22 protein-coding genes are annotated in these 25,444 nt (G+C 55.2%); 7 read left to right on the top strand and 15 right to left on the bottom strand.

Annotation, left to right across the window (positions count from 1 at the left end; translation table 11 throughout):
• Positions 1–22: 22 nt before the first annotated feature.
• The 3 genes from FLT43_RS19930 to FLT43_RS19920 all read left to right on the top strand — a co-directional run bounded on the left by FLT43_RS19930 (position 23) and on the right by FLT43_RS19920 (position 2,211).
• Positions 23–1,243 carry an NAD(P)/FAD-dependent oxidoreductase gene (locus FLT43_RS19930; protein WP_087443370.1) on the top strand — a complete coding sequence of 407 codons (1,221 nt, stop codon included), beginning with the start codon at positions 23–25 and terminating at the stop codon, positions 1,241–1,243.
• 15 nt (positions 1,244–1,258) lie between these two features.
• On the top strand, positions 1,259–1,423 hold the full coding sequence (rd, locus tag FLT43_RS19925; protein ID WP_087443369.1) for a rubredoxin: 165 nt from the start codon (positions 1,259–1,261) through the stop codon (positions 1,421–1,423).
• A 71-nt stretch (positions 1,424–1,494) separates the two neighbouring features.
• Positions 1,495–2,211: a Crp/Fnr family transcriptional regulator gene (locus tag FLT43_RS19920; RefSeq protein WP_087443368.1), complete on the top strand. Its 717-nt coding sequence runs from the start codon at positions 1,495–1,497 to the stop codon at positions 2,209–2,211.
• Positions 2,212–2,369: 158 nt separating this feature from the next.
• On the opposite strand, the gene FLT43_RS19915 is transcribed toward FLT43_RS19920, so the two are convergent.
• Both FLT43_RS19915 and FLT43_RS19910 read right to left on the bottom strand, forming a co-directional pair.
• Positions 2,370–2,603 (bottom strand): hypothetical protein, encoded by a 234-nt coding sequence (locus FLT43_RS19915; RefSeq protein WP_087443367.1) that lies wholly within the window; start codon positions 2,601–2,603, stop codon positions 2,370–2,372.
• 67 nt (positions 2,604–2,670) lie between these two features.
• Entirely contained in the window at positions 2,671–3,153 is a 483-nt protein-coding gene (locus FLT43_RS19910; protein ID WP_115057743.1) for a hypothetical protein, read from the bottom strand.
• 803 nt (positions 3,154–3,956) lie between these two features.
• Here FLT43_RS19910 and FLT43_RS19905 point away from each other — a divergent pair.
• A complete protein-coding gene (locus FLT43_RS19905; protein ID WP_127510907.1) occupies positions 3,957–4,346 on the top strand; it encodes a chymotrypsin family serine protease in 390 nt (129 codons plus the stop codon).
• A gap of 194 nt (positions 4,347–4,540) precedes the next feature.
• On the opposite strand, the gene FLT43_RS19900 is transcribed toward FLT43_RS19905, so the two are convergent.
• From FLT43_RS19900 to FLT43_RS19855, 10 genes are all read right to left on the bottom strand, one after another.
• The gene (locus FLT43_RS19900; RefSeq protein WP_087443365.1) at positions 4,541–5,488 is read right to left on the bottom strand and encodes an SGNH/GDSL hydrolase family protein; all 948 of its coding nucleotides are present in this window, start codon (positions 5,486–5,488) and stop codon (positions 4,541–4,543) included.
• Positions 5,475–6,833, bottom strand: a complete 1,359-nt coding sequence (locus FLT43_RS19895; protein WP_087443364.1) for a nucleotide sugar dehydrogenase — start codon at positions 6,831–6,833, stop codon at positions 5,475–5,477. The genes FLT43_RS19900 and FLT43_RS19895 overlap by 14 nt, the downstream gene beginning before the upstream one ends.
• 94 nt (positions 6,834–6,927) lie before the next feature.
• Complete coding sequence (locus FLT43_RS19890; RefSeq protein ID WP_087443363.1) at positions 6,928–7,725, bottom strand: response regulator; 798 nt, start codon at positions 7,723–7,725, stop codon at positions 6,928–6,930.
• A gap of 33 nt (positions 7,726–7,758) precedes the next feature.
• Positions 7,759–9,147 (bottom strand): glycosyltransferase family 2 protein, encoded by a 1,389-nt coding sequence (locus FLT43_RS19885; protein ID WP_087443362.1) that lies wholly within the window; start codon positions 9,145–9,147, stop codon positions 7,759–7,761.
• A gap of 31 nt (positions 9,148–9,178) precedes the next feature.
• Entirely contained in the window at positions 9,179–10,369 is a 1,191-nt protein-coding gene (locus tag FLT43_RS19880; RefSeq protein ID WP_087443361.1) for a HEAT repeat domain-containing protein, read from the bottom strand.
• A gap of 43 nt (positions 10,370–10,412) precedes the next feature.
• Entirely contained in the window at positions 10,413–12,611 is a 2,199-nt protein-coding gene (locus FLT43_RS19875; protein ID WP_087443360.1) for a hypothetical protein, read from the bottom strand.
• A 575-nt stretch (positions 12,612–13,186) separates the two neighbouring features.
• A complete protein-coding gene (locus tag FLT43_RS19870) occupies positions 13,187–13,516 on the bottom strand; it encodes an acetyl-CoA acetyltransferase (protein ID WP_087443359.1) in 330 nt (109 codons plus the stop codon).
• Positions 13,517–13,704: 188 nt separating this feature from the next.
• A complete protein-coding gene (locus FLT43_RS19865; protein WP_087443358.1) occupies positions 13,705–14,208 on the bottom strand; it encodes a metallophosphoesterase family protein in 504 nt (167 codons plus the stop codon).
• 823 nt (positions 14,209–15,031) lie between these two features.
• Positions 15,032–16,162 carry a D-alanine--D-alanine ligase gene (locus tag FLT43_RS19860; protein WP_087443357.1) on the bottom strand — a complete coding sequence of 377 codons (1,131 nt, stop codon included), beginning with the start codon at positions 16,160–16,162 and terminating at the stop codon, positions 15,032–15,034.
• Positions 16,163–16,283: 121 nt separating this feature from the next.
• A complete protein-coding gene (locus FLT43_RS19855) occupies positions 16,284–17,279 on the bottom strand; it encodes an amidase domain-containing protein (protein ID WP_087443356.1) in 996 nt (331 codons plus the stop codon).
• A gap of 323 nt (positions 17,280–17,602) precedes the next feature.
• Here FLT43_RS19855 and acnA point away from each other — a divergent pair, with 323 nt between their 5' ends.
• The 3 genes from acnA to FLT43_RS19840 all read left to right on the top strand — a co-directional run bounded on the left by acnA (position 17,603) and on the right by FLT43_RS19840 (position 22,976).
• Positions 17,603–20,329 carry an aconitate hydratase AcnA gene (gene acnA / locus FLT43_RS19850; RefSeq protein ID WP_087443355.1) on the top strand — a complete coding sequence of 909 codons (2,727 nt, stop codon included), beginning with the start codon at positions 17,603–17,605 and terminating at the stop codon, positions 20,327–20,329.
• Between the two features lie 222 nt (positions 20,330–20,551).
• Positions 20,552–21,955: a hypothetical protein gene (locus FLT43_RS19845; protein WP_087443354.1), complete on the top strand. Its 1,404-nt coding sequence runs from the start codon at positions 20,552–20,554 to the stop codon at positions 21,953–21,955.
• Positions 21,956–22,067: 112 nt separating this feature from the next.
• Positions 22,068–22,976 carry a Gfo/Idh/MocA family protein gene (locus FLT43_RS19840; protein ID WP_087443353.1) on the top strand — a complete coding sequence of 303 codons (909 nt, stop codon included), beginning with the start codon at positions 22,068–22,070 and terminating at the stop codon, positions 22,974–22,976.
• 135 nt (positions 22,977–23,111) lie between these two features.
• Here the strand turns inward: FLT43_RS19840 and FLT43_RS19835 are convergent, their stop codons facing one another.
• From FLT43_RS19835 to FLT43_RS19825, 3 genes are all read right to left on the bottom strand, one after another.
• Positions 23,112–23,291 carry a hypothetical protein gene (locus FLT43_RS19835; protein WP_087443352.1) on the bottom strand — a complete coding sequence of 60 codons (180 nt, stop codon included), beginning with the start codon at positions 23,289–23,291 and terminating at the stop codon, positions 23,112–23,114.
• A gap of 189 nt (positions 23,292–23,480) precedes the next feature.
• A complete protein-coding gene (locus FLT43_RS19830) occupies positions 23,481–24,602 on the bottom strand; it encodes a cytochrome P450 (RefSeq protein ID WP_087443351.1) in 1,122 nt (373 codons plus the stop codon).
• Positions 24,603–24,804: 202 nt separating this feature from the next.
• Positions 24,805–25,407 (bottom strand): AfsR/SARP family transcriptional regulator, encoded by a 603-nt coding sequence (locus tag FLT43_RS19825; RefSeq protein WP_244194246.1) that lies wholly within the window; start codon positions 25,405–25,407, stop codon positions 24,805–24,807.
• Between the last annotated feature and the right edge of the window lie 37 nt (positions 25,408–25,444).

Raw genomic sequence — 25,444 nt, 5'->3', positions numbered from 1 at the left:
AGGCAAGGAAGGGGAGAGGAATATGGCCGACAACCGCCATTATGTTATTGTAGGCAGTGGAGTTGCTTCCGTACATGCTGCTAAAGCGATCAGAGATCATGATAACGAAGCGCAGATCTCTATTTTCGGAGAAGAGCCGGCCCTTCCGTACAACAGGGTAAAGCTGTCGAAAGGCTTGTTTAACGATTTGCACAGTGAAAAAATCTTGATTAAGAAAGAAAAATGGTTCCATGAAAACAGAATTGCCGTGCATGATAATACCCGTATCTCTTCTATAAGTACAGATAAAAAAACGGTGATAACCGCTGATGGCCGCGAGATAGCTTATCATAAGCTTCTTCTGTGTACAGGAGCCGCGAATCGCAAGCTGAGTCTGGAGGGCGCTTCCCTTCCCAACGTGCATAACATTCGCGACAGGCGTGATGCGGACAAGTTCAAGGAAGCTTTGCGGACGGGGGATCGGGTCTGTGTCATCGGGGGCGGCATTCAAGGGTTGGAAACGGCCTGGTCGCTTATCCAAGCCGGATATGCCGTCACGATGATTGAGGCCGGACCGCGGCTTATGCCCCGGCAGCTGGACGCCCCATCTGCGGCGATATTGATGAATAATGCCGTTGCATCCGGAGCCGAGGTCAGGCTGGGACAAGGCGTCACCCGCATCATTGGCGCAGGCCGCGCAGCCGGGATAGAGCTCGAAGACGGATCGACACTCGCTTGCGATCATATCGTCTATTCGATCGGGGTCATGCCGAACATAGCGCTGGCACGCGAGGCAGGCCTGACAGCCGGGACGGGCATTATCGTCAACGAGCAGATGCAGACCAGCGACATTCATATCTATGCCGCGGGAGACTGCGCCGAATTCCAGGGCAAGGTGGACGGGCTATGGGGATGCGCTATCGAGCAGGGACAAGCGGCCGGGGCCAATATGGCGAACCGCAAAGCGATTTACCAGCGGCCGGTTCCGATGACCTTGTCCAACATATTCAACACACCTTTGTTTTCCATCGGTCTGGTGGATGAACAGCAGTGCGATACCAGCATAACCGAATCGGCGCAAGGGCGTTTCAGACGGATTTTTATCAAAGGCGGTTCCCTATGCGGGGCGATTGCCTTCGAAAACGCTGCCGCTTCCTTACCGTATAAAGCCGCTATTGAACAAAAGCTTCCTCTGGATGGAATCGATGTTGCAAGCTGCGGCTTGGAGGAAGTTATGAATAAAGTCGCCAAAAGATTACAATGACAAGGAGAGAATAGGATGAAAAAATATATATGTCAGCCTTGCGGATATATTTACGACCCAAGCATTGGCGATCCTGATGAAGATATTTTACCCGGCACCGCGTTTGAGGATCTTCCCGAGGATTGGGTGTGTCCGGTGTGCGGAGAAGATAAGAGCCAATTCGTGCCTATTGAAGGCTAACAGCATGAAATGATGTGCGGTCATGCTTGCGCACTGCACATGGAGCAGATAGAGGGAATGGAGTGGAGACGATGACAGAAGATTCCTGCCAATACGCCGAGGAGCCTTGCACCCGCAAGGTTCCTATTTTCGCCTCTCTTTCCAATGAGGAACTGGCTAAAGTCAGCGCCATGATCAAACACAGAAAGTATGAGAAAGGCGAAGCGCTCGTTCTGGAGGAACAACCTTCAGACACCTTATTCATTATTAAGCAAGGCCATGTCAAGCTGTTGAAAGTGACGCCTCAGGGCAAAGAGCAAATCTTGCATATCCTGTCCAACGGTGATTTTTTTGGCGAGTTGAATATATTCAACAGCGATGAATTGAGTAATTTTAGTGCCTATGCGCTGAAAAAGACCGACATTTGCATGTTCACCAAGGATGATATGGAGCATCTTGTCCGCAACAACCCGGACATTTCATTGAAGCTGCTCAAAACGGTGACCAAACGATTGGCGCACACGGAAAATCTGGCCCAAAGCCTGGCTACCAAGGACCCTGAAATACGGATTGCCTATATGATCCTGGAACTCGGCAATAAATACGGCAAACCGGTTCAAGGAGCGCAGGAGAGGATAAAGATAAAACTTCCCCTGTCGCGCGAAGAATTGGCCAATTATGTGGGCGTGACACGGGAAACAATCAGCCGCAAATTCAGCAAGTTTGAACGGCTGGGTATTATTGAAATCAAAGGCACCCGGGAAATCACGATCCTGAATGCGCAAAAACTGAACGAATATATTGATTAGGTCATATATGGAGCTGCACTCCCTCTATTCACGAACATCTACGGCCAAGCACCCCCTTGGCACTTAGCAGTACCCCGTAGAGCAGAGGCACTAGCGAAGTGCTCCGCCTACGGGGTTCCATTCACGCTCCGTAATCCCGTTACCTTTCATTGCTCCCGTCAGGTGCATTGCCATAAATGCCCGCTCACTTTGCAGCAGTCGCACCAGAATAGGTAGCCGATCCCGCCGCTGCCCCACATCCATTCCCCGCCGTCCGCCAGCGGCAGATCGGAATCGAGCTGGGCGATGAAGGCCATCGTCTCGCGGCATTCGGGGCAGCTCGGATATTGAGCGTCCTGTATCCAGGAGGGCATGCCTCCGATACGGCACAAATTCTCGCGCCCGTTGGACAATGCCCAATCCTGGGTCCGCCAGCGCGCGGGCGCAGGAACTCCATACCATTGACACCTCTTGCTCCGCTTACTCCTGCACCTCGATCTCCAACTCCACCCGCAGTTCATCGAGCTTCTCTCCGGCTCCCTCCTCTTCCAATGAAGAAGTATAAGCCAGAATTCGGTACTTGCCAGCTGGCAAGAAAGCGCGCCTTACATTGTCGCTGAGCGGATCGTTTACGCCAGGCTCCGGTGCAGTGTCTCTATTATATAGAAAATTATAAGTTACCAAATGAAAGGAATTCAGGGCATCCAGCACCATGTCCCCCGGCTCGAATACCGTTTGCTTGCGCGCAACCTGGGTCATGTCATCTGTAGCTTGCCCCGCTTCGTCTCGAATGGAATAGAGTATCATCCGATTCGGATGAATGATTTCTATACGATCATCACCTTCATATTGTAGCGTCGACCAGATGTCTATCGGCTCTCCTGCCTTATATACTGTCTTCGATGAATAGAGCGACAACGTGAAGTCTCCCTTCCGGGCCCTCGCGTTCTTGCTCGATTTCATCGTCTTCATCGGCTGATGATCGATATCAATCCGCTTCGACTACATTGTTGTTCACTTCTATCGTCACATCTGATTTGAGTACGTTATCGCTTATTTTTGTCCTTTCTGAACTTCCGCCTTCACTACCACTGCCAAATTTGAAACAAGGAAAATGATAATCGTACATAGAAAAAATTTTCTCATATGCTTTCTCACATCCTCACTCTTTTTTCATTCAAGTAAATATTACAGCCGAAATTGGATAAACGCTCGGATCCTGGGGGTATCATCGCCCTCTGAAGGCATCGTTGCCCCCTGGGGCTTGAACTGTGGAGGGAATTGCTGCTAATTTACAGGAATTTTGGCCCAATGAGTCCACATCACGAGGAATTGCTGCATATCTACATCATTTTAGCCCCTTTTGCTCCAAGTCGAAGCGAAACGGGTGAAATTCCTGCAGTTTTGCAGGATTCCCTTACTGGTGAGGTCGTCTATAGCGAATTGCTGTCTTTGCGCAGGATTTCGCTTACCGAATAAGCGTGTCTGGAGAAATCATGCAGTTCTGCGGATTCCGCTTACCGGATAGACGTGTCTGGGGGTGGAGATTGTCCATTTTCCTAAGTAAAACTTGGCACTTAGAGCGTTTTACATCAATTTTTTCTACTGGAGGACGAGTCAAAATAAAGTGCCAGTGATGTACAGGATCATTTTCTGCTTATAGCGGAGGGCGGTATTAGTATATTACAGCAGGACATTGCGGCCGTGTCGGCGACTCCTTCCAGCAAGGTGGAAGCTCTATTGGTTCTGTAAACAGAGTTTCGGCCTTGCCTGGAAGACCAAGTTTATCTGATGCTCTCAGCATTCCAATTTCTTCATCAGAGGCAGGTAAGTTTATTGATAACAATCGATATGAGAGCCTGTCTATCAATGGTTGGGAAAGAGAAGACGAAGAAGTTCTAGGTTCTATTATATGTAAATCTGGCGATACAACGGAAATTACTTGCGGTGAACTCGTTACAAACCGGTATTTTACCCTTGATGAAGAGAATCCAGGTATTAGGTACTCACAAATGAGAGTTGTGAAGGCTAAAGAGGATAGTGGAGCACCGACGTTTCATACCGACTTTGGAATGATGAGATCAGTGACAGGCACTTTATCCTTTGCTGGGTTCATGATAGATATAAGTCGGATGTATTTGGATATGGTCATGTAACTAACGTCCTAAACGACCTGAATTGGGATGGTGTATATATTTACAATTAAAAATCAATGGGAATCATTATGACTTCAGTTCGTTATGAATAGAACCTCTCTTGGAGGTTTAATGAATGATTACAATATCGAGGGGCCGGATTATTCAGCCCCTCATTTTATTTGCAATAAAAGCAAGGCTCCCATCTATTTGTTTCATTCCGCTTCGTATACCTTGTCGTACCACGCCCGCAGATGATGGATGGCGACGCCGGCGAAGGACGGATGGCGTCCTCCCTGCTGCTCCAGCGCCCGTAAATGGTAATCAAAATAATGCTCCGACTGGCCATGGAAAGATACGCTCTCGCCTTCGTCGGTCTGGCCCAGCTCGACCCCGACGAGAACCGGGCGGTTCAGCCGCTCCCCGATGCTCAGATCGGCCGCGGCCACGTCATAGATCGCATTGACATGGTTGCGGTACGCCATAATCGTGATGGCGTCGAACCGCTCCTGCACCCAGACGCTCATCGAGGCGTCCTCCTCTGGCGCCGGAATCTTGTCCAGCCAGAAGGGCACATCGGCCGCGATGAACAGCCCCGCCTCCCGGGCCTCGTGAATCCAGCGGTCCATGCTGTCCGTCCATTCCTTCACGATGCGAGCCTGCTCTTCCTTCCAGCCCGGCAGGAGATAAGGCTCGACATCGAAATGGACGCCGCTGAACCGCTCCTCCTCCGGAACGGCCGCATTATAATCGCGGACCCAGCGGATGAAGCCGACGCCCTCCTCGCGGCGGTCGGGCTTGGCCCACTCGGGCTTCCCTTCCAGGGCGTGCACCTGGATGCCGGCCTCGCGGGCCATGCGTATGAAGCGGCGGTAAGACTCCGCTTCCTGCTCCTCATCAATCTGCAGATAGATCAGATTGATCCGCTGCGCTTGCGCGAAGGAGACGATATCGGCCGGCGCTTCCGCCATCCATTTCGTCTCCCACAGCCAGGTCGCCCGCGTATTCTCCGTTCCGGCCTGGCTGAGCAGCAGAGCAGCGACCGCCAAACAGCAGAGCAGCACGGCCACCTTCAGCCCGTGCTGCCCAGTAAGGAACGAGGGCCGCCAACCGCCTTCCTCGTTCCTGCGGAACAGCCACAGAAGCGGTCTAGACCAGAACAACCTGATCCCACTCACTCTGAATTTGCTGCACCGAATTGCCCAGCTTGAAAATATTCGGCCGCTCGATGCCCTTGAAGGCGTTGCGGGTATCCAGAATCGGAATGCCCAGATCGGCAAGTTCTTCATAATCGAATGACTGGTGGCTCGTAATCAGCACCATGCAGTCATACGTTCCGAAGTCCTGCAGATTGTAGTCGATAGTACGCACCATTTTACCCGACTTGCTGATGAAGTGAGTGGCATGCGGATCGTAATAATCGACATTGGCGCCGCTCGCCTTGAACAGCTCGTACACTTCCAGTCCTGGCGATTCCCGCAGATCGTCGATGTCGGATTTGTACGCCATCCCGAGGATGAGGATCTTGGAATGATTGAGCGATTTGGAGCTCTGATTCAGAATCCGTCCGGTCTTCTCCACGACATAGTATGGCATGTTCGCATTGATCGATTGGGCAATATCGATGAATTTGCTGTAGAAGCGGAAGCCCTTCGCCTTCCAAGACAGATACATTGGATCAAGCGGGATGCAGTGGCCGCCGATCCCCGGTCCCGGGTAGAACGGCATGAATCCGAACGGCTTCGTCGAAGCCGCTTCGATGACTTCCCAGATGTCGATGCTCATCCGGTCGCACATCATCGCCATCTCGTTGATGAAGGCAATATTGATGCTGCGGAACGTGTTCTCCAGCAGCTTGGACATTTCGGCCACCTTCGTGGACGAGACCGGCACGACCTCCATGACGACGCGGCTATAGAGTGCGGCCCCCAGCTCCAGGCAGGTCGGGGTGGCCCCGCCGATGACCTTCGGCGTGTTGAACGTATTGTATTTCGTGTTGGAAGGATCGACCCGCTCCGGCGAGAAGCAGAGGAAGAAATCCTCTCCCGCACGGTAGCCCAGCTTCTCGATCTCCCGTTGAATGAGCTCCTCCGTCGTGCCCGGATAAGTCGTGCTCTCGAGCGTAATGAGGCTCCCCTTCTTCATATACTGCTTCAATTGATCCACGACTTGCGTAATGTACGACGTATCCGGATCCTGATTCTCGCTCAGCGGCGTCGGGACGCAAATGCTGACCGCATCCATTTCGCGGATATGCTCATACTCGTTCGTAGCCATGAACCGACCTGTGTCCATGCATTGTTGCAGCGTCTCATCGCTGACGTCCTTGATGTAGGAGTGTCCTTTGCGGATGCTGGCGATCTTCGAAGGGTTCAGGTCAATTCCGATGACGCGGAACCCTTGCTTGCACATCTCGACCGCGAGCGGCAGACCGACATATCCGAGACCAATGACTCCGACGACAGACGATTGATTTTCGATGTTGTGTTTCAAATTGGCGGCATACATGTTCACAGGCTTCACCTTCCATAGAAGAATTGGATTATCGTGTTTGTTCCCACAGTCCGCTTGCCGGCCCGCGGGAACGCACTTATATATCTATTTAAAAACAGCTTCTGATTCTAGCGTCCAAATCTGCCGGCGAGAACGGCTTCGTAATATAGTCGCTCACGCCCTGCTGGAAGCAGTGCTCGATCGTACTTCCTACGCGCTGCTCCGACAGAATGACGATTTTGGGCTCTTTGGCCAGTTCCATCTTCTGAATCTGGGAAATGAACGGCAAGCCATTCAACCCGTACAGATTGAGCTCGGTGACGATCAGGTCGTAGCCTTCCTTCCGGATCATGTCCAGGGCGGTTATCGCATCGGTTGCCGCATGCACCTCATAGCCCTGGAGCTTGAGCTGAATCTGCAGGAACTCGCGCACGCTGTCGTCATGGTCGACGATGAGAATTTTCTTCGCATCAGGCGCCTCCAGCTCATCGTGCAGGACGCAAATGCCGGCGGTGCCGTCCATCATCTTCAGCTCCGACCAGCGATCGAAGAGGAGCGATTTCGCTTCCGCCGGGTTGTCCGGGGCGGCGATCGCGCATACGATCGGCTTGCCGACATGGCTCTGCTCAAGCAGCATCTTCAGCTGCAGCGCATGATAGTGGGTCATGTCGAGCGCGGAGTCCGGCAGCAGCACGGCCAGAATGTCATGGGCCGCATCGCGCAGCAGCTCGAAGCGAAGATTCCGGTCAGCCGAGAGCCACTCCCGTGCCTGCGCTTCCCAGTTCGAACCGAACGGTTGAGCGTGAAGGAGAATCACCCCCAGGCGGTCGCTGTCAGTGGCGCACAAGCGTTGGACCTTTTCTTTGACAGACGGTGCAGCTTCCGGTTTCATTACCGTGTTCAGCATTTTCGGAAATACCACCTTTCCCAACTGTTATCGTCAAGCCGATTTGGCCGGCTTGCTGTCCTCTTGCCAGCTCTGGCGGGTCATGGCCCCCCACGAGTTGTTGTTCTGGAAATATTGAATATGGCCTTGAATCCGCCATAGACTTCCCAACTGACGATAGCCGAAGAACATGAGCACGCTGAATGCGAGCATGCGCAGCAGGTCGCTGATCCGCGGATATCGCTTGAAGGCGATCTCCTCCAGCAGCAGCGAACCGATGGCAAGCAGCATGCCGGACAAGAAATTAATCAGCATGAAGATAAGCACGATAGGCCATTGCGTCATGTCCAAGAACGCATACCCGATTAGGGCAAGCAAGCCCGTGACTTTGAAATACGGATTCAGCGCCTCGAACAGGATCGTATACGGCATCGAGAGCAAGCCGAATACTTTGTACTTCGGACGGAATGCCATGTCGTAGTTCTCGATCATGTTTTTCAGATTGCCGCGTCCCCAGCGCTTCCGCTGATTGGACAAAATATGATACGTATCCGGCGCCTGCGTCCAGCAGACCGCTTCCGGGCAGAACGCGACACGGTACGGCAGTTTATTTTCCAGCATATAACGGTGCAGCTTGATAATGATGTTCATGTCCTCGCCCGGATACCCTTCGCGGTACCCGCCGACCTTGATGACATAATCCTTGCGGAACAGGCCGAACGCGCCCGAGACGATGATCAACCCGTTGATCGCGCCCCAGCCGATGCGGCCGCCGAGGAACGCCTTCAAATACTCCAGCGTCTGGAACATCGGCCACCACTTCTTCGGCAGTCTCACGTCGGTGACGGTGCCGTTCTCGATCTTGCAGCCATTGGCGATCCGCACATTGCCTCCGATGGCGACATACTCCTCCGGATTGGACATGTACAGGTTCGCCATTTGGATAAGCGAGTCTTTCTCCAGCAGCGAGTCGGCGTCGATCGACGAGATGAGCGGATAGTGGGAGAAGTTGATCCCCGCGTTGAGCGAGTCGGCCTTCCCGCCATTCGCCTTGTCGATAAGATACAGATTCGGATATTCCGGATTGTAATAGACGCCCCGGAACTTCGTGCAATTGACCGCGTAGCGCACAGCCAGATTGTCCATACGGTACATCCCGAACTCCTCGATCATCACCTGCAGCGTATTATCGCTGGAGCCGTCATTGACGACGATAATCTCGTAGGTCGAATAGTTGAGCGTCATAAGCGACTTCACATTCTCGATAATCGTCAATTCTTCATTATAGGCAGGCACGAGCAGCGATACCGGCGGTACATGCTCCGAGCCTGCGAGATTGCTGCGCAGCGCATATCGCTTGCGGCGAACAATTGAGGAAATGCTCTTAAAAGAACACAGCATTATGCCGAAATAAATAGAGTTGACAATAATGACGTAGTACATGACGACGATGCCATAGACAAGCAGCAGATCTCTAAGCAGAATAATCGCCTCCTACCCTGCCAAGTAGCGGAGCGATCGCGGCCTCGCCGAAATACTGCTCATAGATGATCCGCTTCGGCTGATATCCGGCACCCTGCTCTCGCCGGCCGGCAAAGAAGTGTTCGCGCAGAAGCTCCTTGTGTATGCGATCTTTCGCCATGTCCGACTTGAAGTGATCGTCGGTCTCCAGTGCTGCTTCGCACAGCGCATGGAAGCCTTCATCCCCCATATTGGACAGGCTGTTCGCACTGTAGTAGCGAACCCACCAATTGGAATCGGTCAATGCTTGCTTGAGCACCGGGATTCGATCCGTGTTCTTGGAATGTCCGAGCGCTTCTGCCACAGCGGCTCGGATCTCCCATTCCGGATCCTTGATCCATTCGCGGATGTTGTTCTCGGTCAGCGCATGTCCGGCGCGAACGAGCATTTTGACCGCGAGGGCCCGGATCTCTTTGTCATGACTGTCAACGAGCGGAAGCAGGGCGGGCGTCAGCGCGACGTCCGTCTGTCCGCTTAAGGCGAGCAAAGCCGCCTTGACCATATTGTCCGACTCGTCCTTGAGACAGCGGACGAGCATCGGGGTCGCGTTCACCCGCGTCTCTTCCAACACCTCCGCAGCCAGCAAATGGCTTTGGCGGTGGCGCGTCAACTGCTGAAGCATCGTATGGAGCTGCTCCGCCTCGTTGGCGCATTTGGCCACGGAACGCGCCAGCACCTGCAGGAGCGGACCGTCCTTCTCCTGCATCATCGCCTTCATCAGATGGGGAACCGCCCGCTCGGAGCGCATTCCGCCCAGCCGGAACGCCGCCTTCATCTGCTTGGAGTAGAACAGGCTGCCTAACTCCTTAATATCGCGGTCCACCAGACCCATGTCTTCACAGAGCGCCGTCAGCTTCTGCTGCTGCTCCCCGCTGAATTTGTCCATCCATTCCATCAGCTTCTCCTGAATCACCCTCATCTCCAGCGTACGAAGAGGCCCCTTGGGAGGCTGGAACGGATCCGGGTCCAGCATATGTCTCTGCAAATACACGAAATAGGGCTGATGCTTCTCCAAATAAATCTCCTGATGCTTGGCTAGCCGGTTATTGCGTGCTTTCATCAATAACAAAATGAGTACACCGATGCCAATCAAGCCAAGACAAACGTAAATGAAGCCGAGAGCGACTCCCAAACTGGAAAACATGTACGTGTGCCTCCTTTGTCGGTATCAAGTGCAGCTTGGGCCTCTACTCTGCACCCAACTGCTCGAATATATTTTTCATGTCGGTATAGCTTTGCTTCAACCGTTCGGTATAGCCAACCTGCTCCCAGTCATCCCATTGGTATACTGGGATATTTCGGAAAGCGTATGATACGGCCTTCTTCCCGGATGAAGCTTGTTCCCGTTCCGACAGCCAAGGCAGGAACCGGATGCCTTCCGTCTTCACGGTCGTGAACGTCCGCTTGTCCTTGACCGGGTCATAGCTGATAACCTGCTTCGAACTCGGGTCGGCGAAGCCGAACAGCATCCAAGGGATGCGCATCTCGATGACATCTTCCTTATACTGCCACGCGGCAAGCGATTGATATTGTTCATCGTGCGGATTATTCGTCCCGCGGATCAGCTTGCCTACCGTCACATCCTGGAACGGATGCGCCGTTCGCGTATCCGGCGGCTCCATCTTCAGGCTGACAGCCAATTTCCACGGATTGAAGATCCCTGAATTATCTTGAAGCTCTTTCTTGTCCGGATCCACCATCCAATAGCCAGACGGACCATACAGCCGATTGTTGAAATCATAGTTGGACGCGATGCGGATCTCGCTGTCCTGATCCGTGCCGAGCGTGATGAGCGTCTCCAGCCCTTCATCCAGCTTCAGGCCCGGGAGTTCCGGCATGGTGCGGTTGCCCCCCTCCAGCACGCTGGAGCCAATATGCAGCTTCTGCGTCTTCGGATCGAATGGCTTGTCCAGCTTGAGCGCAAGATAGACGTAGGCTTCATCATGGGTCGCCCACATCTCCCGGATGCCCGGAAGCTCGGTCTTCAATTGAACCTTGTCCTCCAGGGCCTCCCAGTCGCTCCAATCGCCATCAAGCACGATCTGTTCTTCCTTGCTCGAATACATGCCGAGAATGCCGAACAATTGCTCATTCGTCAGCACGTTCAGCCAGTAGGAACGGCGATCCTCCGGAATTTCGAAGCGCATCGTGTTCCAGGTCTTCTTGAACCATTCATCCTGCCACATGAACAGAATCGCGCCGGCGAACTCCTCGTCATAAATATCCTTCGTCAAGGAGGCGTTAATGCGGCCCTGCTCCCGCTCGTCATGTCCTCCCTGATTGCGGCCTCCCATGCCCAGATGGGAAATGCCGATCGAGGCCGGCACCCCGTATTCGGTAATCATGACCGGCATATCGGGATACTCCGCCTTCAACAGGCGCAAATACGCTTTATACGTATTGAATTGTCCATTCTCATCCTTCACCGTCTGCAACGTCTTGTCCAGATGGAAAAAGTCCGGGTAATACGGATATACGTGGTATGCCGCGAAATATCCGGCCTTCCAGTCAACCGGCTGAATATGGCGCGCGTCGACGCTGACCATATCTTCCTGGAACAGCGGTTCGCCGGGATGCGTCAGCACGTCGGTCGTCACCCAGTTGGTGAACGTCATCGGATGCTGCCAGCCGTATTGGTTCTCCAGCTCTGCCGCATGATCAATCATTTCTGCCAGCCAGCTCTCGAATGGCGATGCCTTCTCCGTCGCCTGGAACCGGCTTCCTTGGTAGGGCTTCAGCTCCTTATGCAGGCGGTTCGTATTATCGACCATCGTCGGGTCCCACTCAGTCCCGAGATGCCAGGCCATCAAATACTGCCCCGCATTCTGCTTGTACTTTCCCCCTGCTGTCCCCGGCTTGCCCGGGATATCCAGATCCCCATAGACGGCCTTGACCGCCTTCTCGATTTCCTGCTTGAACTCCTGTTGGATCTCCGGAAGATACGCATCCTGCTTCTCGATGAGCTGCTCCTCCGGGGACCAGATTCCTTGTATAAAATAAAGCGGGCGTTCCGCTTCCTCCCGATTGAACTTCACTAGCGCCTTATAGAAGACCGGCTGGTGCACCGTATAGACGCGGATAACATTGGCGCCCATATCATGAATTTGGCGGAACCAGCGCAGATACGTCTCCTCGTCGACCGGAAATTCACCCGGGAAGTGTCCCGGAACCGTCGCCCCAAGATTGACTCCTTTCACAAATAACGGTTCGAACTGCTCATTCCTGTATTCGAGGAATTGATCTCCTTCCGTCTTGAACTTCAGCTTGATGCCGCTCGCATCAGCATAGGCAATCTGCTTCGGATACAGCAGACCGGGTAAATAATACCCCGCCAGCCCGCCGGCAGCGAGAAGCAAGACAACAACTGTAATGAGATTCCACTTCATTCTCCGGCTCATGGATCGTAGTATTTGTTCACCCTTTCCTGCACAACGTAATTCCTGTGACTTATCCAGTGCCGCGGAAATCAAGCGCAACACCTAACACTAACTATAACCAAGAAAACCAATGGTTTAACATGGTTATTTAGACTCTTTTTGTTCAGGACCCTTGAGTCAAAAAAATGGTTCTAAGCGGGCGGAAGGCAGTGGCCCGTGATCAGACAGTCTATTCGGTTAGTCCCGTCTATCAGTGAGGACAAAAGCAGGAGTCTGGTTCTGGTTTTCTTTATTTGACATGGTTAGACGCGTTCCTCCTTTAAAAGTTTCGGTATTGTAACCATTTTACCAATAATACCTAGTTTTCTCGTTCTTTAGTCATATTTATATTAACATTCATTGCATTAAAATGTTTTTAACAATTTCTAGTTAATTTCTACTATTTTCATATTAAAATAATCCTGAAAATGGATAATCTAAAATGGATAAAAAAGGACTACTTCTCTTCCCTCTCTCCGAAAAAGAAAAATCCTTGCATCTTTGTATGCAAGGACTGAATAATTCTCAGTTGGAACATAATTCGCTCACGTATACAATAACGAAATAACCAGTAATTGATACAGAACAAGCGGCAAAATGACATCACTATAAGCCGCTGAACCGGGGAATGCCCGTCGATCCATCGGCATCCGGGTGTGCAGATAGAGAAAGCCCTGGTCAACATTCACAATAACGCCATCGTACACATGACCGTCTATCGTCTGAATCCGCACATACCGCTTCTTATACATATGGCCGACATACTGGACCCGTGCCCGTATGGAATGCAAGGTTTGCACCGTACTTGGCTCCGCCTGATAGATAGCTTGTTGATGCGGGGACGAGGAATCATGGGCTGAATATGACTGATACAAGGGCCTGAACCTCCGATCGGATTGAAATAAGGTACATTTCACCTTATGCGCATTCTTCAGGCATCAGCACCGGAAATTACCGCTGCTCGTCCGCCGCACCGGCAACCCGCATACCAATATATAACGGGAGCGGGCCAGCCGAATGATGGCCCGCCCGCCCGGTAGAGAAGAGAGCGGAGGTTATTCGATTACTCCTTGCTGCGGTAGTAGACATGGTGAAGCTGGAGGGACTGATCCTCTCCGATATCCAATAAGCCGTACGAATACTTCGGTTGAAGCCGTTTGTCCGTCGGGGAGCCGGGATTGAAGAGCAGAATCCCCTCCCTTTCTTCCATATACGGGATATGCGAATGGCCGAAGACAATGATATCGACACCTTGATTGCGGAAAGTGTGGAAGGCGGTATCCTTCGCCGATCGTCCTGCCCCGTCCCCATGAACGAGGCCTATCCGGATACCGCCAGCCTCGATGATTTTGCGGCGGCCGAAGCGCTTCACAATAGCCGTACCGTCATTATTCCCGGCGACGCCGTCAACCGGGGCCAGCGACTCGAACATCGGGATGACGCTTGACGATGTCCAGTCTCCCGCATGCAGGATGAGGTCAACGCCGCGCAGCCCTTTGGCCAGAGCGCGAGGCAGCTTCTGTCCCCGATGGGGCATATGGGTATCCGACACGATTCCGATGCGCATAGGCTCTCCTTCCTCCTTTTCTTTTTCCTAAAATAGGACTCACTCACAGCCTTCGGCTTGATTGATATCTATTGTGGCATAACTCCCGCCTCACGTCGATCCCATTGCCGCGTAATCCCATTCGCTCAGCGCGGGATGGGACACGGGGCGGCGGGCCCTTTGGGCACAGTATCCCATTCGCTTAGCGCGGGATAGGGCACAGGCCGGCAGGCCCTTTCGGGCATTGTCCCATTCGCTCAGCGCGGGATAGGACACAGGGCGGTGGGCCCTTTGGGCACAGTATCCCATTCGCTCAGCGCGGGATGGGACACGGGGCGGCGGGCCCTTTCGGGCATTGTCCCATTCGCTCAGCACGGGATGGGATACGGACCGGCAGGCGCACGGGATAGGACACAGACCGCCCGAACGGGCGGGGTGGAGAGTTCAGCACTAAGTACATGCTCATTCTTAGAGCGGCAACCGAATGTTGGCACGGGTTCTTTCCCTTTTTGCGTATATGATGTTCAGCTTTGCGTGTAGGATGTTCAGCGGATGCGATATTCGTCCCTTTTCTGAAGCAAGGGGATAGTGGCCGTAAGGGGGGCGTAAGGCATACCCTCCTATTCGACATTTCCCTTCCACCGATTTCACCGCATGCCAGTCTTCTCCTTGGCGGGTGCTATTTACCGTTTTTCTTCCTATTATATGCATCATTCCCCTTCAACACGCCCAAAAGAAAAAGAAACCCGAAGTCTTAGCAAAGACCGGGTTTCTCGCAAAGTCAACCGACACATGTTGTCCATGTCCGGCGGATTCTCTTTTCTTCAATGGCTTTGAGCCAAAGCTATACGTTCTCGTATTGCAGCTTCTGCTTCATCTCGAAGCGCTCCAGAGCAAGCTGAATGAGACGATCGAGCAGAGCCGGATACGTGATGCCCATCTCCTGCCATAAGATCGGGTACATGCTGATCGGAGTGAAGCCTGGCATCGTATTGACTTCATTAATTAGGACGGCCATGTCGGAACGGCGGACGAAGAAGTCCACGCGCGACAGTCCGGAGCCGTCGATGGCACGGTATGCCTGCAGCGCCATCTCGCGGATGCGCTCCAGCAGTTCCTCGTCCAGGGGCGCAGGGATAGCGATTTCTGATTTGCCGTCGATATATTTTGCCTTATAATCATAAAATTCGTTAGACGAGATAATCTCCCCCGGTATGGACGCTTGCGGCTCGTCATTGCCAAGAACACTCACTTCAACTTCCCGTGCGTCAACGAATTCCTCTACAATAATCTTCCGATCGTATTGCAGCGCGAACTCAATCGCCTGCTTCAATTCCGCTGCATCGCGGGCTTTGGAAATACCGACCGAGGACCCAAGATTGGCCGGCTTCACGAAGCATGGATAGCCCAGCTCAGTCTGCACCCGGTCCATAATCTCCGCTTGCTTCTGATCCCACTCCCAGTGAAGAAAATACTCGTATTTGCACTGAGGCAATCCCGCTTGGGCAAAGACTTGCTTCATGACGGCTTTGTCCATTCCGACGGAAGAGGCGAGCACCCCCGCTCCGACATACGGGATGCCGGCCATCTCGAACAGTCCCTGGATAGTGCCGTCTTCGCCGTTCGTGCCGTGCAGAAGCGGGAATATTACATCGATCTGGCGCCTCTGGCGCCGGCTCACGCCGTCCTCCGACGCCCCTTCTGCGCTGTCTATGCCCGCGAACAGCATCTCCATCGCCGTTACGGTTCCCCCTCTAAGCGATTCCAGCGTCAGTTCCTCTTGGTTCGCGAACGGCCGGTCCCGCCATGTGCCGACCCGCCACTCTCCCTTTTTCGTAATATAAAAAGGAAGGATCTCATACTTGCCGTAATCCATCGCTCCCATCACCGCAAAGGCTGTAGCCATCGATACTTCATGTTCCCCTGATTTGCCGCCGTAGATGAGTCCGACGCGCAATTTGCGTTCTTGTTCCATGTTCCCCTCCGGTTAGCGCCTGATGCGCCTGTTGTCTTCTCCCAGAATGCCCGTCACGCCTCGCACATCGGGCCACACCGCAATAAGCGGGAACGGATTGTCTCCTTCCCCGCCTGGCAACCTAAAATGCATTGACAATATGGAAAAAGCGGTACCGCGTCGCTTCCGTCCATGCATACGAGTCCTGGTAATCCCAGTACCGGTGGCGGCTGCTTACCGTGTGAGCGTTCACCAGCGGCATGCCGTTCGCATCGAAGGCGGTGACAATGGTCGTATGCTGGTAATGGCCGTTGCCGTCCCAATCATACGCGATCACGTCACCGAGCTGCAGATCACTCGGATGCTCGACCAGTTCGGCCCGCAGGCCGTACGTGTTGTTCGTCAAATGCCGCTCCAAACTGTTGGCGACCGCCCAACTGTAGCTCCACGCTTCCTGGCCGTTAACCATGCCTTTATACCACCAGCCCGAATCTCTTCTACCAGTATAGTTCATCGGTGCGCTGCCTGCAAAGAGACATTGCGAGATATAATTGGTGCAATCGACCTCGAAGCTAAGGAAACGCGGGTTCGGTTCATTCCACCATTCATCCGCATAGGCGACTGCTTTGTCGCGGCGGTACGGGATGGCCCGCAGCGAGCCGGGCGGCCCAAGCACATTCCGGTTCAACAGCGGCAGCGAGCGGTTCGAACGCGATGCCCGATCCTGCTCAGCTCCGACGAGCTGCTGTCCCCGCCTCTCCGGCACCGGAACCTCCACCTTGGACACGACCCACCCGGTTCCTTCCTTGAGCAAGGTCAGCCGTTCTCTCTCAATTCTCTCATCCTTCAGAGGCAGCCCCTTCTGCTCATAGCCTCGCCGGATATGGAATTCGAGGTCTACCGTAACCTCCTGATCGGCCTCATGGGTGCGCAGGAGCTTCGCCTTCGTCTCGCACTTGGTCGGACTGGCCCCCCTGCTCTCGTACCACGAGACCAGCCTCCGCGCCCGTTCGCTCGTGAGGAGCGCATGTTCCATGTCGGTCACCGGTGCCTGGATGGCCCGGGGCCGTTCGTCGATCTCAGAACGATTATGCTGATCTACGTACAAATAAAGAGTCGTTTTCCAATCGTGACGCATCTCCTCTCTCCACCTCCTTCACTCACATTTGTCGCGTCAGCCGCGGATTGGAGCCTATCGCTCCTTTCTCTTCGCCGGCCCGGTATTTTGCTATCCATTGTATGCAGAAATGCCGCTTCGCATGTCGAAGCGGTAGATTTAGGCGTGTTTGTACGGGAAAAGCTCTTTACGGTGTCTCACGAACACGATATACTAAAGATGTAAGCAATTATGAAATCGGGTTTCACCAGATGAAACGGACAACGTAAAACAAATGAAGCATGACAGCATGAAGCTCCATGACGGGCTTCGGATGAACAGAATTTAGAAGGAGGTAATTTTCAATGGCAAGAACAGATGCTTTCTCTACGGCCCGCGAACTGAAGGTCGACGGCAAGTCGTACCGCTACTACAGCCTGGAAGCATTGGGCGCGCAAGGCTACCAAGGAATTGATCGCCTTCCGTTCTCGATCAAAGTCCTGCTTGAGGCTGCCGTTCGCCAATTCGATGGCCGGGCGATTACGAAAGATCACGTCAATCAAATTGCAAAATGGGCGGAAGGTCAAGATGAAAATAAGGAAATTCCGTTCATTCCATCCCGCATCGTTCTTCAGGACTTCACCGGCGTTCCGGTTGTCGTCGACCTGGCGGCTATGCGTGATACGGTGAAAAAAGCGGGCGGCGATCCGAAGCGCATCAATCCGCTCGTTCCGGTCGATCTCGTTATCGACCACTCGGTAATGGTCGACGCTTTCGGTTCGGATCAAGCTTTGGAATATAACATGAACGTGGAATTCGAGCGCAACGAAGAGCGCTACCGCTTCCTGCGCTGGGCTCAGACGGCATTCGATAATTTCCGTGCGGTGCCGCCGGCTACCGGTATCGTTCACCAGGTGAACCTGGAATATCTGGCTTCCGTGGCCGCGACCAAGGAAGTCGACGGCGTAACCGAAGTCTTCCCTGACTCCCTCGTCGGTACGGATTCCCATACGACGATGATCAACGGTCTCGGCGTGGTTGGCTGGGGCGTTGGCGGGATCGAGGCTGAAGCCGGCATGCTCGGCCAGCCGCTCTACTTCATTACGCCGGAAGTCATCGGCTTCAAATTGACGGGAACGCTTGCAGAGGGCGCGACAGCGACCGACCTGGCGCTGACCGTTACGCAAATGCTGCGCAAAAAGGGCGTCGTCGGCAAATTCGTCGAGTTCTTCGGACCGGGCCTTGAATCGATCAGCCTGGCGGACCGGGCGACCGTCGCCAATATGGCTCCGGAATACGGCGCGACGATCGGATTTTTCCCGGTAGACCATGAGACGTTGAACTATCTTCGCCTCACCGGCCGCACCGAGGAGCAAGTCGCTCTCGTGGAAGCCTACTACAAGGCGCAAGGCATGTTCCGCTATGCGGATACGCCGGACCCTGTCTTCACCGATATCATTGAGCTGGATCTGAGCTCGGTCGTGCCGAGCCTTGCCGGACCGAAGCGTCCGCAAGACCGCGTCGAGCTGTCGAATATGAAGCAATCCTTCCTCGATATCGTCCGCACGCCGGTCGACAAAGGCGGATACGGCTTGAGCGACAGCAAAATCGAACAGAAAGTGCCAGTATCTCATCCGAACGGTGAGACAAGCCAACTGTCGACAGGCGCCGTCGTCATCGCGGCGATTACGAGCTGCACGAACACATCCAACCCAAGCGTTATGATCGGTGCGGGCCTCGTGGCGAAGAAGGCTGTCGAGCGCGGACTGCGCAAGCCGGCTTACGTGAAGAGCAGCTTGACTCCGGGTTCCTTGGTTGTAACGGAATATTTGAAGAAATCCGGTCTGATGGATTCGCTGGAGCAGCTCGGCTTCCATGTCGCCGGCTACGGCTGCGCAACGTGTATCGGGAACTCCGGTCCGCTGCCGGATGAAGTGGGCCAAGCGATTGCCGATCATGACATGACGGTCGCGGCGGTTCTGTCCGGTAACCGGAACTTCGAGGGCCGCATTCACGCGCAAGTAAAAGCGAACTACCTGGCTTCGCCTCCGCTCGTCGTCGCCTACGCGCTCGCGGGCACAGTCAATATCGACCTGGATAACGAGCCAATCGGCTACGACAAGAACAACCAGCCTGTATATTTGAAAGATATCTGGCCTTCTTCGGAAGAGATCAAGCAGGCGATGGCGCAAGCGATCAACGCTTCGATGTTCCGCGACAAATACGAGCATGTCTTCACGCAGAACGAGCGCTGGAATGCGATTCCGGTTCCGGAAGGCGAGCTGTATGAGTGGGATGGGAAGTCTACCTATATCCAAAATCCGCCGTTCTTCGAGAATCTGGGTACTCAGCTCGGAGACATCGCCGATATCGAGAATGCCCGCGTCCTGGCGCTGCTTGGCGATTCCGTGACCACGGACCACATCTCGCCGGCCGGCAATATCAAAGCGGACAGCCCGGCAGGGGAATACCTGATCGCGAACGGCGTTCAGCGCAAAGACTTCAACTCTTACGGTTCCCGCCGCGGCAACCACGAGGTAATGATGCGCGGAACGTTCGCGAACATCCGCATCCGCAACCAGGTGGCTCCGGGCACCGAGGGCGGCGTCACGAAGTATTTGCCGAACGACGAGATTATGTCCATTTACGATGCGTCCATGAAATATCAAGGAGAGAACACGAACCTTGTTGTCCTTGCCGGTAAAGAATACGGCACAGGCAGCTCCCGCGACTGGGCGGCGAAGGGAACATACCTCCTTGGCGTCAAAGCGGTCATCGCCGAAAGCTTCGAGCGTATCCACCGCAGCAATCTGGTCGGCATGGGCGTGCTTCCGCTACAGTTCCAGGAAGGCCACAGCTGGAAGGCGCTCGGCATCGACGGCACGGAAGTGTTCAGCATCAACGGCTTGTCGAACGACATTCAGCCGGGGCAAACGCTGCAAGTCACAGCGACTCGCCAAGACGGCACGACATTCGAATTCCCGGTTACGGTCCGTCTGGACAGCATGGTCGACGTGGATTACTACCACAACGGCGGCATCCTGCAAACCGTACTGCGGCAAATGATTGCCGGAGAAAAGGCGAACGCGTAAGCGAATGGCGCTTGACTGCATAACGGTTGAAAAATAATAACGGAGCTGTTCCCGTAGGTCCATGACCGCCGGGAGCAGCTCTTTTTTGTTCGCGCCTGCAGCCTGTATTATCCCGCCGCAATTATTTCTTCCTGCCCCCGCTGCCAACCGCTTCCCAACAGCTAGGCTCCCGCATAGGATGAACTATCTTGAGACCAAGGCATATCCTGCGGAGGCGATTCTATGACAGTCGCGTTAACTGGCATTCACGCCGTCTATTTGCTCTTCGTCGCCCTCATTATTCTGTGCCTCGTCCTGCGGCGGGACACCACGATCGTCTGCCTGATCGGCATCTTTGCGTTAGGACTGCTCGCCACCTCATCGGCCAGTTCCGCGGTGAGCGGCATGTTCACGAGCTTCATCTATGCGCTTGAGCATTTGCTGAGGACGATCCTCATTATCTCCATCATCGTCGCGATGAGCCGCGTCATGCTCGCGTCCGGCGTGAACGAGACCATGATCTCCCCGTTCACTCGGCTCATGCGGGGACCGGGGCCGGCCTATTGGACGGTCGGGATCCTTATGTTCCTCATCAGCCTGTTCTTCTGGCCTTCTCCGGCCGTCGCCCTTATCGGCGCCGTCCTGCTGCCGGCTGCGGTCCGCGTCGGCCTTCCGCCGCTGGCGGTCGCCATGGCCATGAACCTGTTCGGCCACGGCATCGCGCTGTCCGGCGATTTCGTCATCCAGGGCGCGCCGAAGCTGACCGCCGACGCCGCAGGCGTGCCTGTGCAGCAGGTGCTGCAGGCAAGCGTGCCGCTCATCCTCGTCATGGGCGCGGTGACGGTCGCCGTCTCCTACTGGATGATGCGCCGCGACATGCAGGCCGGCCGGCTGACGATGGCGACCGGTCTGGCGAACAATGCCGCCGGCAGCGAGCCGGCGCGCCTGCCTCTATCCGCCCGGGCCAAGACGGCGGTGGCGCTGCTCATCCCGTTGCTGTTCGCCATCGATGTCACCCTGCTGTTCCGCCTCCATCTGCAAGGCGGGGAGGCAACCGCCCTTATCGGCGGAACGGCCATCGCGATTCTCGTGCTCCTGACCGGACTCACCCACCGGAAGCAGGCGCTGGAGGCCACAACCTCCTATCTGATCGAAGGGCTGCAGTTCGGCTTCAAGGTGTTCGGCCCGGTCATTCCGATCGCCGCCTTCTTCTATCTCGGCGATGCGGCCTTTTTCGATCTGTTCCATCACGGGCTGCCGGCAGGGTCCCATGGAATCGTCAATGATCTGGGCGTCGCGCTGGCCCATAGTGTGCCGCTTCACCCGGCGGTCGGAGCCGGGACGCTGGCCGTCGTCGGCGCCATTACGGGCCTGGACGGCTCCGGGTTCTCCGGCATCTCGCTCGCCGGATCGGTCGCCTCCCTGTTCGGAACCGCCAGCGGCGATGGAACAGCGACCTTGACGGCGCTCGGCCAGATCGCGGGCATCTGGGTCGGCGGCGGAACACTCATCCCATGGGCGCTGATCCCTGCGGCCGCTATCTGCGGCGTCAGTCCATTCGAGCTGGCCCGCCGCAATCTGATTCCCGTCCTCGTCGGCCTAGCGGCAACTATGCTCGCCGCCATTCTTCTGTTGGCGCTTCACTAAGAGCGACAGCGGAGGACATGCGGCAGCAGGACGGGAAGTGACTGGCGTCTGCGCCAAAATGAGAGTACGATAGAAGGAGCAATTATCCAGGAACTAGCTAGGAGGTAGCATTATGCTCCGGATCGGAATTATCGGACTCGATACATCCCACGTCACGGCCTTCACTGCGCTGTTGAATGACGCCACTCATCCCTATCATGTGCCAGGCGGGCAGGTCGTTGCCGCCTATCAAGGCGGGACGCCTGGGCTGGAGCTAAGCATGTCCCGTTTGAAAGCGTATACAGATGAGCTCATCGGGCAATACAGCGTCACTCTCGTGCCGGATCTCCCGTCATTGGCGGAGCAATGCGATGTCCTGCTGCTGGAGTCGGTCGACGGCGGCGTGCATGAAGCGCAGTTCGCGGCGGTGGCGCCCTTCGCCAAGCCCGTCTTCATCGACAAGCCGCTGGCGCTCTCCACCGCCTCCGCCAGCCGCATCGCAGACCTCGCCGCCCGTTACGGCACGCCGGTGATGAGCAGCTCCGCGCTGCGCTATGCGGAAGCGCTTACCTCGGCGGTGAAGGAAGTGACTGCGGAGGCGGAAGGCGGGCCCTATGTGCAAGGCGTGGACGCCTTCGGCCCGACGCCGCGGGGAGATGGCGCGCCAGGGCTGTTCTATTACGGCATCCACTGTGCGGAGATGCTGTACGCGGCCATGGGGCCCGGCTGCCGGGAAGTCCGGGCGGAAGCGATTCCCGGCGGGGAGTGCATTACCGCCCGCTGGGAAGACGGGCGCATGGCGACGATCCGCGGCCGCCAGGGCGGACCGTTCGGCGCGCTCGTTCATGGCGAGCGCCAATCGCGCTATGCGGATGTGGCGGCCGATGCCAAGCCATTCTATGCGAGCCTGCTGGAACGGGTCATGACGTTCTTCCAGACCCGGGCGCCGGACGTCCCGCTCGCGGAGACGCTGGAGCTTATCGCCTTCCTGGAAGCGGCCAATGCAAGCCTCGCCGAGAATCGTACGGTAAGGCTGCCTTAGTTGAAGCACAAGAAAACGCCCCCTGACGCGTTCCCTTCCCAGGGGAGCATCCAGGGGGGCGGCGAATGCCGCGTGTTCCGTTAGACAAAGCAAGCAAGCGGAACCTGACGTGCGGCTCCTTTCCACCCGGGGCCGCTACCTTTTCTGAGGCTCGATGCCCCGTTCCGGCGTACGGCCGGTTCCCTCTCTATCGTTCTGCTGCCCGCGCGAACGGCTCTGTCTTCTTCGCGCATATACGACCAGGCCGATGATAAGCAAGACGGGCAGCAGCATGAGAACGAGGGTAACGAGCATATTTTCCCATACAAAAACCAAGGTGATAACCCTCCCTTCGATTCATGCCGGATGCGAGAGAACTCCTTCTTCCCCTGCAACACTATATCAGTCTATACGTGTATATCGATAATGCGTTGCACCGAACCAAAAAAGACAGCCTTCGCTACTGGAGCGGGGCTGCCTGAAACATGAAAAGCATGGATGTATAAGCGTGTCGTCCACGCTAACTTATGACAGAATAAGCGGCAGGGACTTCACGCCGAACACAAGCTGGCTGTCAAGGCGTTCCAGCCGGCAGGAGCGATCGCGGCGGTAGTTCGGGAAGCGGTCAAGCAACGCGTTCAGGGCAATCTTCGCCTCCAGCCGGGCGAGCTGAGCGCCGAGGCAGAAGTGAATGCCGTGGCCAAACGCGACATGCGGGTTCGGATGGCGGCGGATATTGAAGACGGATGGCTTCTCGAAGACCGATTCGTCATGATTGGCCGAACCGATCCAGAGGAGCACATATTGCCCCTCCTTCAATAGCTGTCCATCGATCTCTACATCCTCCTTAATGCGGCGTTCCATAACCTGGACGGGCGACGCATAGCGCAGCACCTCCTCGAGCGCCCCTGGCAATAGCGAGCGCTCCTCTCGGACATCGCTCCAGGCCTCGCGGTCGCTGTCGAAGCAGAGCAGGGCTGAGGAGAGAAGATTCGTCGTCGTCTCGTTGCCCGCGACGAGCAGCAGAATGCAGAAGCCGATCAGTTCGATGGAGGACAGCGGCTCCCCGCCGGCGGTCGCATGCACTAGCCGGGTGATGAGATCGTCCTGCGGATTGTGGCGGCGCTCTGCGGCAATCGCTTCGAAGTAGACGGACATCTCCTTCTGGCAATGGACATAGCGCTCATAGTCATTGCTCACCAGCGCGTCCGACCATTCCCGGAATTGTTCGCGATCGCTGGCCGGAATGCCGAGCATCTCCGCAATGATTATGACCGGAAGCGGACCGGTGAACTCGCGCACCGCATCCATCCGCCCCTCCTGTGCCGCCTTATCCAGCAGCTCATGCGTCACCGCTTCGATGCGCGGAATCATCTCTTCAATCGCCCGGGGCGTGAATGCTGTCGTTACGAGCGTACGCAGCTGGCGATGCTTCGGCGGATCGGTACGCAAAATGCTGAATTCGATCGGCGCCTTCTCCTCCGTCATCGCACTCGATGAGAAATGATCATGATCGGCAAAAATCTCCTTGAGCCGATCATACCGGTACACATTCCACACATCATTCTCCAGCGCCAGCGGACTCTCCGCCCGCATTTTCGCAAAATGAGACAGCGGCAGCAAATCATGTTCACGTGCCCACTCCATCGCTCAGTCTCTCCTCTCTTCCCATGCGTTAGATCTAGATTCCATGAATGTACCATACATCCATAGGCTGCGAATCAGCCTTTGGACGGACATTTTCCAATTCCCCCTTGCCAGTGCAACAAGCCTCCACTGCGGGATGCGTTACCCGTTAGATTATGTACATTGGAAATCATCTCTTCTCGTTGCCGCTCCATCTCTCATATCATGATTGATAGGCCGCTTGCGGCGGAATCCCGAACTCGTTCTGCGTCATGTCGCACAGCTTGGCATAGGTGGCTTCCACCGCATTCCGGTCCCCCAACTCCGCGTATAACCGCATCAGCATGTAGTAGCCGGATTCAATTCGAGGATAGACATTGACCTGACGGTGATAGACCTCGAGCGCAGCCGGGAAATCGTTGTCAGCCACGTAGTAGTCAGCCACCTCGTTCACGAGATGGAGCCACAAGGAGCGAAGGCGCTGCCGTTCTCCCTCCGCCCACAAGTAACTGCAATCGGCCAAATAATCGCCGCTGTACTGCTGCAGCAGCTCCCGATAGGCCAGAATCTTATCCTGACCAACAGGAGGCAGCGCTTCTGTCTCCTGCTCCCATTGCACGCAGTCGATGACCACGTCTTGGAGGACCAGCATATAACTGTCCTCGCAGTTGATGATCTTCATCTGGTCGAGGTAAGGCTCCAATGCTTTGCGCACTTGATAAATGGCCGTATACAATTGGGCATACCCTTTCTTGGCATTCATGTCCGGCCATAGCAGCTCGAGAAGAATTTCTTTGCGAACCTGCCGTCCCCGATGATGCAGCAAATAGGCGAACAGTTCTTGGGCTTTGGACGTTCGCCAC

The sequence above is a fragment of the Paenibacillus thiaminolyticus genome, assembly GCF_007066085.1.
GTDB classification, from domain to species: domain Bacteria; phylum Bacillota; class Bacilli; order Paenibacillales; family Paenibacillaceae; genus Paenibacillus_B; species Paenibacillus_B thiaminolyticus.
The sequence above is the reverse complement of the archived record's forward strand: the minus strand, read 5'-3'. Positions and strand labels throughout refer to the sequence as shown.

What these genes read in the sequence shown, in the direction of transcription:
- FLT43_RS19930 (WP_087443370.1), top strand. Translation starts at nt 23, where the DNA reads ATGGCCGACAACCGCCATTATGTTATTGTAGGCAGTGGAGTTGCTTCC.
- rd (WP_087443369.1), top strand. Translation starts at nt 1,259, where the DNA reads ATGAAAAAATATATATGTCAGCCTTGCGGATATATTTACGACCCAAGC.
- FLT43_RS19920 (WP_087443368.1), top strand. Translation starts at nt 1,495, where the DNA reads ATGACAGAAGATTCCTGCCAATACGCCGAGGAGCCTTGCACCCGCAAG.
- FLT43_RS19910 (WP_115057743.1), bottom strand. Translation starts at nt 3,153, where the DNA reads ATGAAATCGAGCAAGAACGCGAGGGCCCGGAAGGGAGACTTCACGTTG.
- FLT43_RS19895 (WP_087443364.1), bottom strand. Translation starts at nt 6,833, where the DNA reads ATGTATGCCGCCAATTTGAAACACAACATCGAAAATCAATCGTCTGTC.
- FLT43_RS19890 (WP_087443363.1), bottom strand. Translation starts at nt 7,725, where the DNA reads ATGCTGAACACGGTAATGAAACCGGAAGCTGCACCGTCTGTCAAAGAA.
- FLT43_RS19885 (WP_087443362.1), bottom strand. Translation starts at nt 9,147, where the DNA reads ATGTACTACGTCATTATTGTCAACTCTATTTATTTCGGCATAATGCTG.
- FLT43_RS19880 (WP_087443361.1), bottom strand. Translation starts at nt 10,369, where the DNA reads ATGTTTTCCAGTTTGGGAGTCGCTCTCGGCTTCATTTACGTTTGTCTT.
- FLT43_RS19875 (WP_087443360.1), bottom strand. Translation starts at nt 12,611, where the DNA reads ATGAAGTGGAATCTCATTACAGTTGTTGTCTTGCTTCTCGCTGCCGGC.
- FLT43_RS19865 (WP_087443358.1), bottom strand. Translation starts at nt 14,208, where the DNA reads ATGCGCATCGGAATCGTGTCGGATACCCATATGCCCCATCGGGGACAG.
- FLT43_RS19860 (WP_087443357.1), bottom strand. Translation starts at nt 16,162, where the DNA reads ATGGAACAAGAACGCAAATTGCGCGTCGGACTCATCTACGGCGGCAAA.
- FLT43_RS19855 (WP_087443356.1), bottom strand. Translation starts at nt 17,279, where the DNA reads ATGCGTCACGATTGGAAAACGACTCTTTATTTGTACGTAGATCAGCAT.
- acnA (WP_087443355.1), top strand. Translation starts at nt 17,603, where the DNA reads ATGGCAAGAACAGATGCTTTCTCTACGGCCCGCGAACTGAAGGTCGAC.
- FLT43_RS19845 (WP_087443354.1), top strand. Translation starts at nt 20,552, where the DNA reads ATGACAGTCGCGTTAACTGGCATTCACGCCGTCTATTTGCTCTTCGTC.
- FLT43_RS19840 (WP_087443353.1), top strand. Translation starts at nt 22,068, where the DNA reads ATGCTCCGGATCGGAATTATCGGACTCGATACATCCCACGTCACGGCC.
- FLT43_RS19830 (WP_087443351.1), bottom strand. Translation starts at nt 24,602, where the DNA reads ATGGAGTGGGCACGTGAACATGATTTGCTGCCGCTGTCTCATTTTGCG.